The 17,426-nt window shown below is 64.8% G+C and carries 12 protein-coding genes; 11 read left to right on the forward strand and 1 reads right to left on the reverse strand.

The features are described 5' to 3' along the window. Positions 1–36: 36 nt before the first annotated feature. Positions 37–1,053 carry a type VI secretion system protein TssA gene (tssA, locus tag OPU96_RS08185; RefSeq protein ID WP_192298033.1) on the reverse strand — a complete coding sequence of 339 codons (1,017 nt, stop codon included), beginning with the start codon at positions 1,051–1,053 and terminating at the stop codon, positions 37–39. Positions 1,054–1,446: 393 nt separating this feature from the next. On the opposite strand from tssA, the gene tagH reads away from it, so the two are divergent. From tagH to OPU96_RS08240, 11 genes are read left to right on the forward strand one after another with little or no spacing between them, the layout of a single operon-like run. Then, positions 1,447–2,772 carry a type VI secretion system-associated FHA domain protein TagH gene (gene tagH, locus OPU96_RS08190; protein WP_498558951.1) on the forward strand — a complete coding sequence of 442 codons (1,326 nt, stop codon included), beginning with the start codon at positions 1,447–1,449 and terminating at the stop codon, positions 2,770–2,772. Positions 2,773–2,825: 53 nt separating this feature from the next. Beyond that, entirely contained in the window at positions 2,826–3,335 is a 510-nt protein-coding gene (tssJ, locus tag OPU96_RS08195; protein ID WP_192298031.1) for a type VI secretion system lipoprotein TssJ, read from the forward strand. An 18-nt stretch (positions 3,336–3,353) separates the two neighbouring features. Further along, a complete protein-coding gene (gene tssK, locus OPU96_RS08200) occupies positions 3,354–4,688 on the forward strand; it encodes a type VI secretion system baseplate subunit TssK (protein WP_192298030.1) in 1,335 nt (444 codons plus the stop codon). 6 nt (positions 4,689–4,694) lie between these two features. Next, on the forward strand, positions 4,695–5,984 hold the full coding sequence (locus OPU96_RS08205; protein ID WP_226454692.1) for a DotU family type VI secretion system protein: 1,290 nt from the start codon (positions 4,695–4,697) through the stop codon (positions 5,982–5,984). Further along, positions 5,981–9,481, forward strand: coding sequence for a type VI secretion system membrane subunit TssM (gene tssM, locus OPU96_RS08210; RefSeq protein ID WP_498558952.1), 3,501 nt, complete (start codon positions 5,981–5,983; stop codon positions 9,479–9,481). The genes OPU96_RS08205 and tssM overlap by 4 nt, the downstream gene beginning before the upstream one ends. Beyond that, the gene (gene tagF / locus OPU96_RS08215; protein WP_226454690.1) at positions 9,478–10,131 is read left to right on the forward strand and encodes a type VI secretion system-associated protein TagF; all 654 of its coding nucleotides are present in this window, start codon (positions 9,478–9,480) and stop codon (positions 10,129–10,131) included. The genes tssM and tagF overlap by 4 nt, the downstream gene beginning before the upstream one ends. Beyond that, positions 10,132–10,851, forward strand: a complete 720-nt coding sequence (locus tag OPU96_RS08220) for a PP2C family protein-serine/threonine phosphatase (RefSeq protein ID WP_226454689.1) — start codon at positions 10,132–10,134, stop codon at positions 10,849–10,851. Next, positions 10,848–13,814 carry a serine/threonine-protein kinase gene (locus OPU96_RS08225; protein WP_498558953.1) on the forward strand — a complete coding sequence of 989 codons (2,967 nt, stop codon included), beginning with the start codon at positions 10,848–10,850 and terminating at the stop codon, positions 13,812–13,814. The genes OPU96_RS08220 and OPU96_RS08225 overlap by 4 nt, the downstream gene beginning before the upstream one ends. Further along, entirely contained in the window at positions 13,814–14,518 is a 705-nt protein-coding gene (locus OPU96_RS08230; RefSeq protein WP_305392807.1) for an ABC transporter ATP-binding protein, read from the forward strand. The genes OPU96_RS08225 and OPU96_RS08230 overlap by 1 nt, the downstream gene beginning before the upstream one ends. Then, entirely contained in the window at positions 14,518–15,702 is a 1,185-nt protein-coding gene (locus OPU96_RS08235) for an ABC transporter permease family protein (RefSeq protein WP_226454687.1), read from the forward strand. Before OPU96_RS08230 ends, OPU96_RS08235 begins: the two co-directional genes overlap by 1 nt. Further along, on the forward strand, positions 15,695–17,404 hold the full coding sequence (locus OPU96_RS08240) for a formylglycine-generating enzyme family protein (RefSeq protein WP_192298023.1): 1,710 nt from the start codon (positions 15,695–15,697) through the stop codon (positions 17,402–17,404). Before OPU96_RS08235 ends, OPU96_RS08240 begins: the two co-directional genes overlap by 8 nt. Positions 17,405–17,426 lie beyond the last annotated feature (22 nt).

Consider the following 17,426-nt stretch of genomic DNA (forward strand, 5'->3'; position numbering starts at 1 on the left):
TTGAGCGACGGTGTTGTTACTGCACAGCCGGGCGGTTTACTCGCCGTCCGGGCCGCGCAGGTTTTCAAATTGGGACATGCCGTCGGGAATCAGATTGCGCACGATGGCCGCGAAGTCGGCGTGCACCAGATTCTTCGCCCGGTTCAACAGCACCGGCAGCGGGCTCGAAGGCTCGTGCCGGGTGTAGTACGCAAGGATCTTGTCGAGGCTGCGCAGCACGTCATCGCGGCTGGCGATGTCGCCCACCGGGCGCGGTGCTGCGGGGGCGGCGTATTCGACCGAGGGGGCACTGTCGTCACTGACGGCCTCGGGCTCGCTGCTGCCTTCGGTGCCGGGCACCGCTTGATTGAGTATTTGCAGCGCCTGCTTGAGCGGCTGCTTCAAGGCGCTGAGGTCCACGCCCTGGGCGGAACCGACCTGCTCGTTGACCTGCTGCTCGATGGCTTCGCAGGCCGCCCGCGCTGCACTCAGGGCGTCGCGGGTGGCTTGCAGGTGCTCGGGGTCGCTGTCGAGGAAGGCGGCGTTGAGCTGCTGGGTGCCGAGGGTTTCATCGGCGAAGTTTTGCAGGCCGCTGGCGTTGAGCGCTGCGCGAAGGCTCACCGGGCCGAAGGTGCGCGAGCGCGTGAGGATGCTTTCGCGCAGCAGGCGAATGTTGGTGTCGCAGGTCAGGCCGGTGAGGGCGTTGATGCGCACGGTGGGGTCGTTGTCGTCGTCGGCATCCAGGCGCGGGTGCAGGTCGGCCCAGTAGTCACGCAGCAGTGCGTTGATCAGCGACAGGGCTTCGGCAAGCCCGGCCACACCCTGGAGGGCGAGGCTGCTTTGCACTAGGAAATGGGTGATGCGCAGGTCTTTGCTGCGCTGCAGCAAGTCCAGGCTTTGCTGCTGGATGCTGCGCCATTCCGGCGGTTCAGCGGGCAGGATGGAGTCGCCCATGCTGCGCTCGGGTTGGCCCTTGGCGGCACGCTCAAGTTGAAGAAAGTCTGCGTCATATTCCATGTCTTCACCACACGGCGAAGTCGCGGAAACGGCGGTGAGCAGCAACGGCACATCCACTGAATTCGATCTCCCTATCAGCCCGTTAGATGGCGGGCAATTCATGCATTAGTTGCGCGGGGAACTTTGCATGTTTTCTCGGTCATATAAGCAAGATGCCACTACTGTGCCATCACTGGTATTCGAGAAGTTGTGCATTTTTGGTGTAGTACTTATGCCTTGTCAAGGTAAGCTATTCGCCCTCTGTGACAGATGTGCGGTGTTTAACAACCTGCGCGACTGATGGGTCGAACGGCGCACCGGGATAGGATTTTTGTCATGGAGCCCAGTTAAGATCAGCGATCATGCTGGCATTGGCTGGTTTTGATGGTCGATTGCACGACCTGATGGGGATTTCTCGGGAACCGCTGTCCCGGGAGTCGACCGCGCGCGAAGTATCAGCAAGGAGGCAAGATGGCGCTGTGTTTGACTATCACTAGTTATCACAAGATTACCCCTGGGCAATGCCCCGAAAAGTCCATGAATCAGGGCGTGATGGCTATTGGCCGCAGCGCGGATAATGACTGGGTATTGCCTGACCCCGAGCGCCTGGTGTCTTCCCAGCATTGCGTTATTCAATACAAAGATGGTCGTTATTATTTAACCGATAACAGTACAAATGGTGTGGAGTTGGTTAACGCCGGCATCCGTCTGCGCAGAGGTAATAGCGAGCCGCTGCAAGATGGTGAGTTGATCCGTATCGGCGATTACGAGATCCAGGCCCGCATCGACTTCAATGTGCAGGCCGTCGACAGTCAGCCGTTTGTCGGCGATTCCTCGAACAGTTTCGAAGCGCTGATGGGCGCGGTGGCGAGCAAGCCTGCGCCGATGCCCGCGCCTGTGATCGCGCCGCAGTTCCAGGGCGCCTCGTCGATGGACACCCTGCCGGACCTGTTCGACTTCCTCAGCCCCACCGCCGTGCCGCCGCCGACCGTCGCCGATCATGTGCCGTCCGAGCAGCATGATTTCCGTCCGCCGACGCCGGTTGTCGTCGAGAAGCCCGTGGTATCCGGTGCGGTGATTCCCGAAGACTGGGACCTGTTTGGCGACGCGCCCGCCCCGGTCGTGTCCGCGCCACCGCCACCGTCACCAGCGCCTGCGCCAGTCGTGCAGCCGCCACCCGTGATCGAAGCGCCGGTCGCCAACCCGGCACAACCCGACCTGCTGCAAGCCTTCCTGCGCGGCGCCGGCCTTGAGCAGTTGAACCTCGATAAGGCCCAGGCTGAAGCGCAGATGGAAAACATCGGCCGCAGCTACCGCCTGATGGTCGACGGCCTGATCGACGTATTGCGCGCCCGCGCCAGCCTCAAGGGCGAGTTCCGCATGCAGCAGACGATGATCCAGCCTGCCGAAAACAATCCGTTGAAATTCGCGCCGAACGCCGACGAAGCGTTACTGCTTCTACTGCGCCACGGCAACCAGGCGTTTATGGCACCGGATGCCGCCGTGCGCGACAGTTTCAACGACCTGCGTGCCCACCAACTGGCGGTGATGGCTGGTGTTGAAGCAGCGATCAAACACCTGCTCACGCGCTTTGAGCCGGCGCAGCTGGAAGAGCGTATGGGCAAGCCCGGCGGGCTCTCGAGCATTTTCAACGGTTCGCGCCAGGCCCAGTACTGGCAGCAGTTCACCGAGCTCTACAGCAATATTTCCCGCGAGGCCCAGGAAGATTTCCAGGACCTGTTCGGCCGCGAGTTCAGCCGCGCCTACGAAGAGCACAGCGCACGACAGCGTCGCTAAACATCGCAGTACATGGATTAACGGAAAGCTAAGTACGTCATTGAGGACGCAGGATGATTCCCAGGTTTTTACTCGCAGTCGCCACGATGCTGCTGCTGACGGCGTGTGCCAAAGATGCCGCCGCACCCGCAGCGCCCGTCGAGGATGAGGCAAACACGGCCGCCATCGAGCTGCATTTCCACGCCATCGAAGGCCTCAACCCCGGCGCCAACGGCCAGGCCGCCCCGGTGCGGGTGCGCATCTTCGAACTGAAAAACGCCGCTACCTTCGCCCGTTCCGATTACTTCGCACTGGCTGACCGCGCCCAGTCCACCCTCGGCCTCGACCTGCTGGACCAGGACGAAGTGGTGGTGCAGCCCGGCCAGCAATTGAGCATCCAGCGCGACCTCGACCCGTCCACGCGCCAGATCGGCCTGCTGGTGGGTTACCGCGAGTTGGACCGCGCGCAATGGCGCACGGTGATCAACGTGCCGGCGCGCCAATACACCGAATACCAGATCAGCCTCGATGTGCGTGCCGTGCGCGCCGACATCGCGGTCACCCCATCCAGCCCTGCCCAATAAAAAGCAATCGGAGCCCCCATGTCCTGGAACAATCGCGTGGTCTGGTCGGAAGGCATGTTCATCGGAACGCAGCACTTCCAGCAGCATGACCGTTACCTGGAAAACCTGATCGACGCCCGCAGCCGCCCGCTGTCTGCAGGGGCCTGGGGCTTTTCCGAACTGCTGATCGACCAGGGCCTGCTGGCCCAGGGCAAGCTGGCAATCATCTCGGCACGCGGCCTGTTGCCCGACGGCACGCCGTTCAACATCCCCCAGGATGACCTGGCGCCGAGCCCGCTGAACATCGACGACCACCTGCGCGACGGCCTGGTGTACCTGGCCTTGCCGCTCAAGCGTGCCGGTGCCCGCGACACCGTGGACGAAGGCGAAGCCCTGGAAGCCGCCCGCTACGTAAGCCAGGTGCGCGAAGTGCGTGACGACAACGCGCCGTTCGAAAACCGTGCGCCGGTGGCGGTGGGCTCCCGCGCCCTGCGCCTGCTGACCGCGCAGGACGGCATCAGCGATTACGCCGCCATCGGCCTGGTGCGCATCAAGGAAAAACGCGCCGACCGCGCCTTGGTCCTCGATGACACCTACATCCCGCCGGTTCTCGATGTAGCCGCGAGCAAACCGCTGGCGGCCTTTCGCAGCGAACTGCTGGGCCTGCTGCACCAGCGCGGTGAAGCCCTGGCCGGGCGCGTGGTTGCATCGGGCGCCGGTGGCGCGTCGGAGATTGCCGACTTCATGCTGCTGCAACTGGTCAACCGCGCCCAGCCGCTGATCCAGCATTTCAGCCAACTCAGCCCGCTGCACCCGGAGCGGTTTTTCAGCGAGCTGGTGAGCCTGGCCGGTGAGTTTTCGACCTTCTCCACCTCAGGCCGTCGCCCCCAGGAATACCCGCAATACCAGCACGACGACCTGGCCGTGAGCTTCGCCCCGGTCATGGCCGCACTGCGTGAAGCGCTGTCGATGCTGATCGACAGCAAAGCCACGCCGATCCCGATTGTCGAGAAAGCCTACGGCATCCACGTGGCGATGCTGGCCGACAAGACCCTGCTCGACAGCGCCAATTTCATCCTCGTGGTGCGTGCCGATGTGCCCGGCGAAACCCTGCGCGCGCGCTTCGGCCAGCAAAGCAAGGTCGGCTCGGTGGAGCACATCCGCGACATGGTCAACCTGCAACTGCCGGGCATCGGCCTGCTGCCGCTGCCGGTGGCGCCGCGTCAACTGCCGTACCACGCGGGCAGTACCTATTACGAGCTGGACCGTGGCAGCGAGCACTGGCAGCAGCTGCAGAATTCCGGTGGTTTTGCCTTCCACATCGCCGGGCAGTTCCCGGGCTTGAACCTGGCCTTCTGGGCGATCCGAGGATAATCCGCGATGCACCCCAATGATGACGACCGCACCCAGTTCATGCCGCGCCCCGGTGGCCGTGCGCCGGAGCCTGCGCGTGCCGAACCCTCGCCCCTGGCGATGCCGGCCGCGCCGATGCTCACTGGCAAAAGCCAGGGCCTCAACCCGTTGGAAAGCGCCGCCGGCCCGCTGCTGGCGTTGTTGACGCGCCTGCGCAACACCATCGCTCACCCGGCACCGGCCAGCCTGCGTGCGCAGTTGCTGGCGTACCTGCGCCAGTTCGAAGAGCGCGCCGAGGCCGCCGGCATTGCCCGCAACGAGGTGCTGCTGGCGCGTTACGCGCTGTGCACCGCCCTCGATGAAGCCGTGTTGAGCACGCCGTGGGGCAGCGCCAGCGACTGGGGCAAGCAAAGCCTGCTGATCACCGTGCACAACGAAGCCTGGGGCGGCGAGAAAGTCTTCCAGTTGCTCGACCATTGCCTGCAAAGCCCACGGGAACGCCTGTACCTGCTGGAGCTGTTGTACCTGTGCATGTGCCTGGGTTTTGAAGGCCGCTACCGCGTGATGAACGACGGGCGCAGCCAGTTGGAAGCCTTGCGCGAACGCACCGCAGCGGCCATCCGCAGTGCCCGCGGTGAACACGAGCGCGAGCTGTCGCCGCACTGGCGTGGGGTGACCGTGGCGCGTGATCGCCTAGCGCAATTCATGCCGCCGTGGATCGCCGTGGCCATCGGCGTGGCGCTGCTGCTGGCGTTGCTGTTTGGTCTGCGGCTCAAGCTGGCGGCGGATGCCGAGCCGGTGTTCAAGAATATTCATGCCCTGGGCGAGATCCCGGTGCAGGCCATCGACCGCCCGGTGGCGCAGCCGAAAGTGATCGAGCGGCCGCGTCTGGCCGGCTTCCTGGTCGAGGACATCAAGGCCGGGCGCGTCGCCGTCGAGGATGCGGTGGACCGTTCGGTGGTGACCATTCGCGGCGATGAGCTGTTCGCGTCGGCCAGCTCCAGCATTGTCGATGACTACCAGCCACTGATGCTGCGCATCGCCGATGCGATTCGCAAAGTGAAGGGCCAGGTGCGTGTCACCGGGCACAGCGACAACCGTCCGATCGCCACGCTGCGCTTCCCGTCCAACTGGGCGTTGTCCGAGGCGCGGGCCAAGTCGGTGCTGGAGATCCTGGCGGCCAAGACCGGCCAGGCCGAACGCTTCAGCGCCGAAGGGCGCAGCGACACCGAGCCGGTGGCTACCAACAGCACCGCCGAAGGCCGTGCCCGCAATCGTCGGGTTGAAATCACCGTATTGGCGGAGGGCGTCGAGTGAAGGCGTTTTTCAGTTTCATGATTCGCTGGGTGATCCCAGTGCTCGGGCTGATTGCCCTGAGTTTGATCATCTGGTTTGTCGGGCCGTTGCTCGATGTGTTGGTCCCGCAAGGCCGTCGTTGGGCGCTGATCATCCTGGTGTTCGGCGTGTGGCTGGCCTACCGCGTGTGGCGCATCATCCAGGCACGCCGTCAGGCCGCCGAAGTGATGCGCAGCCTCGCCGCTGAAACCCCGGTCGATCCAAACTCGGTCGCCACCGCCGAGGAACTCAGCACCCTGCGCCAGCGCATGGACGAAGCCCTGGCGCTGCTGAAGAAAGCCAAGCTCGGCGGCGATGAGCGACGCAATCTCTACGAACTGCCGTGGTACGTGATCATCGGCCCGCCGGGTTCGGGCAAGACCACCGCGCTGGTCAATTCGGGCCTGCATTTCCCGTTGGCCGCCCAACTGGGCGCCGGTGCGGTACGTGGCGTCGGTGGTACGCGCAACTGCGACTGGTGGTTCACCGACCAAGCGGTATTGCTCGACACCGCTGGCCGCTACACCACCCAGGACAGCAACTCCACAGTGGATAAAGCCGCGTGGCTGGGCTTCCTCAGCCTGCTGAAGAAGCAGCGCTCGCGCCGTCCCATCGATGGCGCCTTTATCGCCATCAGCCTGTCGGACCTGCTGCTCGGCAGCGACGCCGAGCGCGCCGCCCACGCTGCGGCGATCCGCCTGCGTATCCAGGAGCTGTACACCCAGCTGGGCGTGCGTTTCCCGATCTACCTGATGCTCACCAAGCTCGACCTGGTGCCGGGCTTCATGGAGTACTTCGACAACCTGAGCAAGGAAGAACGTGCCCAGGTGTGGGGCATGACCTTTGCCCTGGACGACGGCAAGAACAGCGACAGCCCGCTGGCGCACCTGCAAAGCGAATTCGCCGGTCTCGAACAGCGCCTCAACGAACGCCTGGTGGAGCGTCTGCAACAGGAACGCGACCCGGCGCGACGCGACCTGATCTACGGCTTCCCGCAGCAGTTCGGTGCGTTGAAGGATTGCCTGCAAAGCTTTCTTGAAGGTGTGTTCAAACCCAACGCCTTTGAAGAGCGCGTATTGCTGCGCGGCGTGTACTTCACCAGCGGCACCCAGGAAGGCAGCCCGATTGACCGCCTGATCGGCGCGATGGCCCAGAGCATGAACCTGGACCGCCAGCACCTGGCGCGCCAGAGCGGCACCGGACGCAGTTACTTCATCGAAAAACTCTTCACCGCCGTGGCGTTTGCCGAACGCGGCCTGGTGGGGGTGAATCCCAAGGTCGAGCGGCGGCGCAAGTGGGTCGCCCGTGGCGTACTGGCGGCCACCGTGGCGTTGGTGCTGGTGGTCAGCAGCCTGTGGTGGGTGAGCTATCGCGCCAACCAGGCGTATATCGCCCAGGTCGACCAGAAGGTCGCGCCGCTGGGCCAGACCGTGCAGAACCTGAGCCCGGCACAACGCGAAGTGCTCGCTGTACTGCCGTTGCTCAATGCGGTGAAGAACCTTGCTGGGGATTCGCCGAGTTGGTCAGAAGGCTTGGGCTTGTACCAGGGCGACATGCTTGAAGCCGAGTCCGCCAGCGTCTACCGCAAGCTGTTGATCGCCGTGCTCGCGCCGCGCCTGGTGACGCGCATCGAAGAACAACTGCACGCGGGCGGCAATTCCGACTTCCTCTACGAAGGCCTCAAGGCCTACCTGATGCTGGCTGACAGCGAGCATTACGATCCAGATTTCATCAAGGCCTGGATTGCCCTGGACTGGGACCGCAACCTGCCGCGTGATCTGCCGGCCGAGCAGCGCCAGGCGTTGAGCGGGCATTTGCAGGCACTGTTCGATCGTCATCCGCCGAGTGCGCGTCTTGATCCACGCTTGATCGACGACCTGCGTCGGCAACTGCAACAGCTGCCGGTGGCGCAGCGCGTCTACGACCGGGTCAAGCGCCAGAAACTGCCGGAAGGCATCGCGGATTTCCGCCTCAACGAAGCCGCCGGCCGCGATGCCGCGCTGGTGTTCAGCCGCAAGAGCGGCAAGCCGCTGGGCGAGCCGTTGAGTGGCTTCTTCACGGCCAAGGGGTATCGCCAGGCGTTCCTGCTGAGCAGCCTGAACCAGACCGGCACCCTCGCCGAAGAGCAATGGGTGTTGGGCCATGAACAGGCCGACCAGCAAAATGTGGTGAGCCTGGCCGCCGACGTGCGCCGCCTGTACTTCCAGGACTACCAGCGTCAGTGGGATGCACTGCTCGCCGACATCGACTTTGTGCCAATCACCAGCGTGGCCCAGGCCGCCGATGTACTGCGGGTGATTTCCGGCCCGACCTCGCCGCTGAAAAAACTGCTGGTGGCGGTGGCCAAGGAAACCGATCTGCAGGCCGAGGAGCGTCAACTGGCGGCCAAAGGCGTGCCGGTGGAAGGTGGCGTCGACAAGCTCAAGGAGCGCCTGGGCAGCTTGCTCGGCCAGGAACAACCGAGCGCTAACGCTGCGCAAGCCTCGGATGATCCGGTGACGGCGCACTTTGCCGAACTCAACAGCATCGTCAGCAAGAACGAAGGTGAACCGGCGGCCATCGACGCTTTGCTCGCGGATATGAACGCGCTGTACGTGCAGGTCAGCGCCATGGTCGGCGCCAGCGGCGATGCGTTGCTCGGCGAGGCGAAGAACCAGGCGGCGGCTGCGGCCACGCGGGTCAGCCTGAATGCCGAACGCCAGCCGCCGTTGGTGCAGGGCATGGTCAAGTCGGTGGTCAACTCCACCACCAACAGCATGATGGGCGGGGTGCGCAACCAACTGAACGCGGCCTGGATGAGCGAAGTGGTCAACGTCTACCGCCAGTCCCTGGCCGGGCGTTATCCCCTGGCGCCGGGGAGTGCGCGGGATGCGACCCTGGACGACTTCGGCATGTTCTTCGGCGTGGGCGGGGTGATGGATAACTACTTCCGCAAATACCTGCAGCCTTACGTGGACACTTCCACCCAGACCTGGCGCTGGCAGCCGGGCGCGGCGCAGAAGCTCGGGATTGCGCCGGGCGTGCTGCAAACCTTCCAGCGCGCCGCGACGATCCGTGATGCGTTCTTCCGCGCAGGCGGTACGCAGCCGATTGTGCGTTTCGAACTCAAACCGGTGTCGATGGACCCGACCATCACCCAGTTCCTGCTCGACCTCGACGGCCAGCAACTGAGCTACGACCACGGCCCGAGCCGCCCGGTGGCCATGCAGTGGCCGAACCCCGGCAGCATCGGCGTGGTGCGCATCTCGATCATGCCCCCTGCCGCCAGTGGCCGCTCCGGCGTGACCCTTGATGGGCCATGGGCCTGGTTCCGTCTGCTGGAGCAATCGGACCTGACCCCGGGCAACTCGCCAGACCGTTTCAACCTGCGCCTGCGTGTGGATGGCGCGAGCATCGCCTACGAATTGCGCGCCAACAGCGCCTTCAACCCGTTCAAGAGCCGCGTACTCAGTGGCTTCAGCCTGCCGGAGCGGCTATGACGACGCTGGGTTTCTACGGCAAATTGGCCAGCCGTGGCGACTTTGTCAGCCGCGCCTTGCCCCAGAGCTTTGTCGGCCCGTGGGACAGCTGGCTGGCGGCCGGTTTGCTCGCCAGTCAGAACAGCCTCGGCGCCGATTGGCTCAACGTGTATCTGGTCAGCCCGCTGTGGCGCTTCGTCCTGGCGCCGGGTGTGTGCGGGCCGGACGCAGCGGCAGGGGTGGTGATGCCGAGCATTGATCGGGTCGGGCGCTATTTCCCGTTGGCGGTGGTTGCGCTGCTGGATCACGACACCAATCCGGCGTCCCTGGTGGGCGGGCCGGACACCTGGTTCGAGCAGGCCGAAGAGCTGCTGCTGAGCACACTGGACAGCGGTGCAAGCTTTGAAAGCTTCAACGCTGGCCTCGACCAACTGGGCGTCCCGACCCTTGAGCTGCGTGCGGTAGACAGCCGCTTCGCCGGCCTGCAACGGGTGTCCGCCACTGAGCCCCATAGCCGCATGACCGCGCTCGCCGAACAGGCCTGCGAAGGTGCGAGCCTGTGGTGGGGCCGAGGTTCGCAACGTATTTCACCCGGTTTATTGCGGTGTCAGGGCCTGCCTGCCGCCGGCGATTTTGCGCAGTTTTTGCTCGGACAAGAAGGTGTGGTGTAGATGGGGGCGACGTACAAATCCGCGAGCAAAAGCCATGTGGGCATGGTGCGCCAAGTCAACGAAGACGCCTGTCTGGATCTGCCGGAAAACCGCCTGTGGGTGGTGGCCGACGGTATGGGCGGGCATGCGGCGGGGGACTATGTCAGCAGCCTGATCGTCGACAGCCTGCGCAGTGTGGCGCCGGGCCGTTCCCTTGAGGAGTATTCGGCGGCGCTGCGCAACGACCTGGTACGCATCAACGCCGCTGTGCGCGAAGAAACCGTCAACCGTGGCGTGACCTTGATGGGCAGCACCGTGGTGTTGCTCGCCGCACGCGGTTTGCGCGGCGTGTGCGTGTGGGCCGGCGACAGCCGCTTGTACCGCCTGCGTGACGGCGTGCTGGAGCGCATTTCCCGCGACCACAGCTACGTGCAAGACCTGCAAGACAGCGGCCTGCTCAGCGAAGCCGACGCCCGCGTGCACCCGCGCGCAAACATTGTCACCCGCGCCATCGGCGTCGAGGCGCAGCTGGAACTGGCGGTGGTCGACCTGCTGATCGCCCCCGGCGACAGCTACCTGCTGTGCAGCGACGGCCTCAACAAGACCGTCGAAGACCACGAAATCCGCGAAGTCCTCAGCCACGACGCGCCGGACGAAATCGTCCGCAGCCTGGTGCACCTGGGTCTCAACCGGGGCGCGCCGGACAACATCACCACCATCGTCGTGAAGGTCTCGGCATGAATATCCTGATCCCCGGCTACGACATCGACGGCGAAATCGGCGAAGGCGCCATGGCCAGCGTGTACCTGGCGACCCAACGTTCGCTGGAGCGCAAGGTGGCGTTGAAGGTGATGGCGGCGGCGCTGGCGGCCGACCCGACCTTCTGCGAGCGATTCCTGCGCGAGGGCAAGACCCTGGCGCGCCTGTCGCATCCGCACACGGTGACCATCCATGACATCGGCAACGTCGGTGAGCTGTATTACATGGCCATGGAATACCTGCCCAACGGCACGCTCAAGGAGCGCATCGCTGCCGGCATGACGCCGGAGCAGGGGGTGACGCTGATCCGCCAGATCGCCTCGGCGCTGGGCTATGCCCACGCCCAGGGCCTGGTGCACCGCGACGTGAAGCCGGCGAACATTCTGTTTCGCGCCGACGGCACGGCGGTGTTGTCGGATTTTGGCATCGCCAAATCCCTGGACGACCGCACCCAGTTCACCCAGGCCGGTTTTGCCGTGGGCACACCGAGCTACATGAGCCCGGAACAGGCGCGGGGCCAGGAGATCGATGGCCGCGCCGACCTGTATGCGCTGGGCGTGGTGTTGTATGAAATCCTCGTCGGCAAGCTGCCCTACAGCGGCACCGACGCGCTGTCGACGGCGCTGGCGCACCTGACCGAACCGCTGCCGGAATTGCCGGTGCATCACGGCCGTTATCAGGACGTGCTGCGCAAACTGTTGGCCAAGGACCCGGCTGAGCGTTTCCCGGATGCGGCGGCGCTGTTGCGGGCCTTGGACAACCTGCCGGCGGACTCCCCGGAAGCCACGCTGGTGCGGCCGTTGCCGATCCCGATGAGTTTTGACCTGGGGGGCATCACCCCAGAGTCGATCGAAATCCCCACCGAGAAACCCCAGCCGGTGCGCCAACCCGTGGTGCCACCGACCCAGCACAGCGAGCAGCGCCGTGGGCCGGTGTTGGCGCTGGCGGCAGTGGCAGTGGCGGTTGCACTGGCAATGGGTGGCGCGAGTTACTGGTGGTTGAGCGGCAGCGACGAGCCGGTGGCCAAGCCACCTGCCGCCGAGGTACCGAAAGTCACGCCACCGCCGCCAGCGGTCGCCGAAGTCGATGGTGGCCAGCGCCCGCTGTTGATGGCGGGCAAGAAGACCCTGTTCCAGCGCGTGCTCAGCAAGCCGGGCGCGAAACTGTCAACGGATGCCGGCGGCGCGCCAGGCAAGGCCCTGCCGGCGTTCTCCGTGCTCTACGTCTACCAACGCAAAGACGTCGATGGCAGCCCGTGGGTACGTGTCGGCGCGGCCACCGATGGGCGCAGCGACGGCTGGTTGCCGGCGGCACAGGTCAGTGACTGGAAACAAAGCCTGGTGCTGAAATTTACCGAGCGCTCGGGCCGGGCACCGGTGATGTTCCTGCGCCAATCCGGCGAAGTGGAAAAACTGCTGGCTGATCCTTCCGCAGCCAAAGGCGTGCTGGCCAAGGCGCAGAAAAACAGCGAAGACAACAGCCAGATCCTGGCGTTGGAGCCCGCAGCCAGTGCCGTGCCGCAGAACCAGTTCTACCTGTTGCCGATCTTCGACTCCAAAGAGAGCTTCGACGAAAACGGCCAGCCGGTGCAGTTGCTGAATGTGGCGTCCATCGATCCCGGCAGCAGCGCGGTGGCAAAACCCGCAACGCCGGTGATCAGCGCCAACGCCGACGCCTTTCGCACCGCCGTGGTGTTGGTCGTCGACACCACGGTGTCGATGCAGCCCTACATCGACCAGATCCGCGACGTGGTGCACGAACTGCAAACCCGCATCGCCGAACGTGGCGAGTTGGACAGCGTCAGCTTTGGCATGGTGGGTTTCCGCAGCAGCGTGAAGAAGACGCCGGGCCTGGAATACGTGGCCAAGACCCTGATCAGCCTGGATCAAGGCCGCGACCCGCAGCACTTCCTCGACATGGCGCGGCAGGTCAAGGCGTCCACGGTGTCCAGCCATTCCTTCAACGAAGACGCGTTCGCCGGGGTGATGCAGGCGGTGGACGGCATGGACTGGTCCGGCTATGGCGGGCGCATCATCCTGCTGGTCACCGACGCCGGTGCGCTGCGCAAGAACGACCCGTTCGCCGCCACCCAGATGAACGAAGCCGAAGTGCGCCAGGCCGCGCTGGGCAAGCAGATCAAGATCTACGCCCTGCACCTGCGCACCGACGTTGGCAAGAAAACCCACGCCGGTGCCGAGAGCCAGTACCGCATCCTCACCGCCGACGCCAACCCGCAGATCGGCGACCTGTACACGCCGGTGCCCGGTGGCGATGTGCGCAAGCTCGGTGAGCGTGTGGATGAGATCGGCACGGTGTTCGCCAACCTCGTGCACCAGGTGCGCAGCAACACGCCCCAGCCGGTGCCGTTGCTGAGCAGCGCGCCGAGCCTGGCGGACAAATCCGCCGCCGTCGGCTACGCCATGCACATGGATTTCCTCGGGCGCAAAACCGCGAGCCAGGCGCCGCAACTGGTCAGCGCCTGGACCGCCGACCGCGACCTGACCAACCCGGCGCTGCCGGCGTTCCAGGTGTGCGTGATGCTGACTAAGTTGCAGCTCAACGACTTGCAGCAGTCGCTGAAACTGATCGTCGATGCGGCGCGCAAGACCCAGACCTCGCCGAAGGACTTCTTCCAGGAAATCGCCAGCGCCTCGGCCTACATGAGCCGCGACCCGCAAGCCCTGCGCAAGGGCGGCAACCTGGCCGACGGCGGCATTCTCGGCGAATACCTGGAGGGCCTGCCGTACCGCAGCAAGTCGCTGAACATGACCCAGGATTTGTGGTTGTCGTTGAGCGTGGCCGAGCAGGAAGATTTTATCGACGAGCTGGATTCGAAAATCCGCCTCTACGAAACCTTCCACAACGACCTGGCCAACTGGGTCCGTTTCGGTGATGCCGAGCCGGGCGACGCGTTGTACCGCGTGCCGTTGTCGACGTTGCCGTGATGCTGAACCTGAGCGCGGTGCACAAGAGCCGGGGCGTCGGCAGCCAGCGCTACAGCCTGGTGATCCCGGCGCTGGCACTGCGTGCCGGCGAGCAAGTGGCGATTGTCGGGCCCAGCGGTTGCGGCAAAAGCACTTTGCTGGACCTGCTGGCGCTGGTATTGGCGCCGGATCAGGTCGGGCAGTTTGAGTTTCATCAGCAGGACATTGCCGGGCTGTGGCGCGCTGATCGGCAATCCGCGTTGGCCGCGCTGCGTAGCCAGCACTTGGGGTATGTGCTGCAAACCGGCGGCCTGCTGGGCTTTCTCGATGTGCGTGGGAATATAGCCTTGTCCCGGCAACTGCTGGGCTTGAAGGACGATGGCAGCGTGACGCGCCTGGCCGAGCAATTGGAGATCGGCGACCAGTTGGCCAAGAAGCCGGCGGCGTTGTCGGTAGGCCAGCGCCAGCGCGTCAGCTGTGCCCGCGCCCTGGCCCATGCGCCGCAACTGGTGCTGGCGGACGAACCCACGGCGTCCCTCGACCCCCTGAACGCCGAGCGCGTGATGCAGGCGCTGCTCGCGCAGGCTCGCCAGCACCAGGCAGCCTGTGTGATCGCCACCCATGACGAGCCCCTGGCCCGCGCCAGCGGCTTGCCGGTGCGGCGCATCAGTTGCCGTCGCGACACCGACGGCGGCGTCACCGCGACCCTCGGGGAGGCGTGCTGATGCGCATCGGCTTGGTGGCGTCGCTGGCCTGGCAGGATTACCGCAACGATGCGTGGCTGTCGGCCTGTTCGGTGCTGGCGTTGGTCGCGGTTATCGCGCCGTTGCTGGTGTTATTCGGCCTGAAATTTGGACTGGTTAGCAGTTTGACCGAACGTTTGGAGACCGACCCCGCTACCCGTGAAATTATTCCGCTGGGCGGTGGTCGATTCAGCAGTGCGTTTATCGAGCAACTGGGCGAGCGCAGTGAGGTAGCCTTCGCCATCCCGCGTACGCGGCAGATTGCAGCGACGGTGCAGGTGGGCAGCCTGGCGTTGGAAATGCTGCCGAGCGCCTCGGGTGATCCGCTGCTGGCCGGCTTGCCGGTGCCCCGGGGCCTGGACCAGGTCGTGCTGAGCCACACCGCTGCCGAAAAGCTTGCGGCGCGGCCTGGCGATTGGCTGGAAACCAGCTTTGCGCGACAGGTGGCCGGGCGTGTCGAAGCCCAGCGCACACGCGTACAGGTGCTGGCGGTGTTGCCGCTGGAGGCCTTTGCCCGTGACGGTTTGTTTGCCGACCTGGGTTTGCTGGAAGCGGCGGAAGACTACCGTGATGGCCGCGCAGTGCCGGCGTTGGGTTGGGCCGGTGAAGCGGTGGGTGTGAGTGAGCAGCGTGTGTACCCGGCATTCCGCCTGTACGCCCGCAACCTCACCGATGTGGAACCGCTGCGCGTGTACTTCGCCGGGCAGAACCTGTTGGTGTCGACCCAGGCGCAGACCATCGCCCAGGTGCAGTCGTTGAGCCGCAACCTGTCTATCGTGTTCTGGGTGATCTGCGGGTTGGCGTTGGCAGGGGCGTTTGCGGCGATCTTCGCCGGGGCCTTGGCCGCCGTGGCGCGCAAGCGCCGGGAGTTGTCGGTGTTGCGCCTGCTGGGGTTTTCCACGGGTGGGCTGCTGGTGTTCGTGGTGGTGCAGGCGCTATACAGCGCGGGTTTTGCCGCCGTACTCAGTGCCGGTCTGTATGGCCTGGCCGAGGCGGGTTTGAATGAATTATTCGTGCAGGTGCCGGGCGAGTACGCCAGCCACCTGCTGGCGCGCCATTACGGCCTGGCCCTGGTTGCGGTCCTCGGCGTCAGCGCCGTGGCGGCGGCTTGTGGTGGTTGGCGAGTGGCGCGTATCCAGGCTTCTGAAGGAATCAGAGATGTATAAGTTACTGGGCGCCTGTGTGGCGCTGACCCTGGCCTCGATGGCCTGGGCCGATGAGGCGAGTGACAAGCTCGACAACCCCAAGCCCTTGGAAGGGGATGTCAGCCTGCCGCTGCCCTGCGAAGGCAACATGGTGTTCCGCTACGCCTACGTGTTGGCCCAGGGCACCCTGGATGACCGCGAGATCAGCCTCGGCTACCCCTTTGCCGAAGGCGAGGCGGGTTACCAGCAATCGTTTATTTCCGGTTACCGCCGCGACTTCATCAACGGCCAGTTCACCCTCAAGGACTTGCCCAAGGACTGGAACAAAGTCATCGCGCCCTTGATGCCGAAGACCGACGCCAAGACCCCGCTCAAGCCCATGCTGTACTTCATCGGCAAGTACGAAGTGACTGCGCGCCAGTACGCCCAGGTCATGTCCCAGGCGCAGTCCCTGGCCAGTGGCGAGCCTGCGCCGGCGTGCGATGCGCCGACCGGGATGGCCGGGCGTTTGCCCAAGGTGAAATTGTCGCGCTTTGAGGCCGAACGCTTTTCGGCGGTGTACAGCGCGTGGCTGATGAAGTACCACCGCGACCTGCTGCCGGTGAGCGGGCGTGGTTCGTCGGCAGAGGATGGCGGCGTCGGTTTTGTGCGGCTGCCTACCGAAGTCGAGTGGGAGTTCGCTGCACGCGGTGGCCAGGCGGTGAGCCGTCAGGACCTGGAAGGGCGCCTGTTCCCGCGCCGCGCCGAAGGCAGCGACAGCGACGGCCCGCTGGGCGACTACGCAGTGTTCAACCAGGTCGCCGGCGGCACCGGCCAGGCTGCACGCCTGATGCCCATCGGCACCAAGCTGCCCAATCCCATTGGGATGTTCGACGTGATCGGCAACGCCGCCGAGATGGTCCAGGAATCCTTCCAACTGGTGCACGCCGGACGTCGCCAGGGCACCTACGGTGGCTTTGTGGTCAAGGGCGGCAACTACCTGGAAGGTGAGGGCACGCTGTTCACCGGCATGCGCCGTGAATACCCGCTGTTTGGCGCCGATGGCACCGAGCAGAGCAACGAGACCACCGGTTTCCGCGTGGCGATCGGCGCGCTGTCGGCACCGCGTTCGCGCTACAAGGAGCTGTTCGCCCAGTGGCAGAAAGAGGGCCGCCTGGCCTCGCTGACCGACGCCATCGACGACGCCCAGGACCCGACCAAGCGCCTGGACAGCATCATCGCCGCCAGCGTCGACCCCAAGCTGCAAGCCGAGCTGGGGCTGGTCAACGAGGAGCTCAAGCGCAACGTCTCGCTGATCGCCCAGCAACGCGAGGAAGCGGCGGGCAACCTGATTCAATCGGCCGCGCTGGTGGCCGAGACCATCGCCAACTACAACATCCGCCTGGCGAACCTGCAGAAGAGTCGCCAGCAGGCGCTCGACAAAAAGGACGAGGCCAGCGCGCAACTGTTCGACATGGCCATCGCCAATGGCCGCAGTGCCCTCGACGGCGCAGTGGCGATCTATATCGACAACCTGGCCACCGGCACGCGTTATACCGATGCGGTGATCCAGGCGCAGTTTCAACGGATCAAGGAAGAGTTGGATCGCAAGCCGGTGCTCGGCAAGAGCCTGGTGACGCGCGCGACACTGTTCGTTCGCCATGTCGGCAACTACCGCAAGCAACAGCGGGCCGACCCGGCAACGATCTTGAAGGAATTGCTCGCAGCGAGCGGTCAGCGATGAGCGCTGGCTGTAGAGCGAGCTT

The sequence above is a fragment of the Pseudomonas sp. RP-B7 genome, assembly GCF_059803535.1.

Bases quoted from the DNA above. Each gene is read 5' to 3' on its own strand.
- tagH (WP_498558951.1), top strand. From the start codon at position 1,447: ATGGCGCTGTGTTTGACTATCACTAGTTATCACAAGATTACCCCTGGG.
- tssJ (WP_192298031.1), top strand. From the start codon at position 2,826: ATGATTCCCAGGTTTTTACTCGCAGTCGCCACGATGCTGCTGCTGACG.
- tssK (WP_192298030.1), top strand. From the start codon at position 3,354: ATGTCCTGGAACAATCGCGTGGTCTGGTCGGAAGGCATGTTCATCGGA.
- OPU96_RS08205 (WP_226454692.1), top strand. From the start codon at position 4,695: ATGCACCCCAATGATGACGACCGCACCCAGTTCATGCCGCGCCCCGGT.
- tagF (WP_226454690.1), top strand. From the start codon at position 9,478: ATGACGACGCTGGGTTTCTACGGCAAATTGGCCAGCCGTGGCGACTTT.
- OPU96_RS08220 (WP_226454689.1), top strand. From the start codon at position 10,132: ATGGGGGCGACGTACAAATCCGCGAGCAAAAGCCATGTGGGCATGGTG.
- OPU96_RS08225 (WP_498558953.1), top strand. From the start codon at position 10,848: ATGAATATCCTGATCCCCGGCTACGACATCGACGGCGAAATCGGCGAA.
- OPU96_RS08230 (WP_305392807.1), top strand. From the start codon at position 13,814: ATGCTGAACCTGAGCGCGGTGCACAAGAGCCGGGGCGTCGGCAGCCAG.
- OPU96_RS08235 (WP_226454687.1), top strand. From the start codon at position 14,518: ATGCGCATCGGCTTGGTGGCGTCGCTGGCCTGGCAGGATTACCGCAAC.
- OPU96_RS08240 (WP_192298023.1), top strand. From the start codon at position 15,695: ATGTATAAGTTACTGGGCGCCTGTGTGGCGCTGACCCTGGCCTCGATG.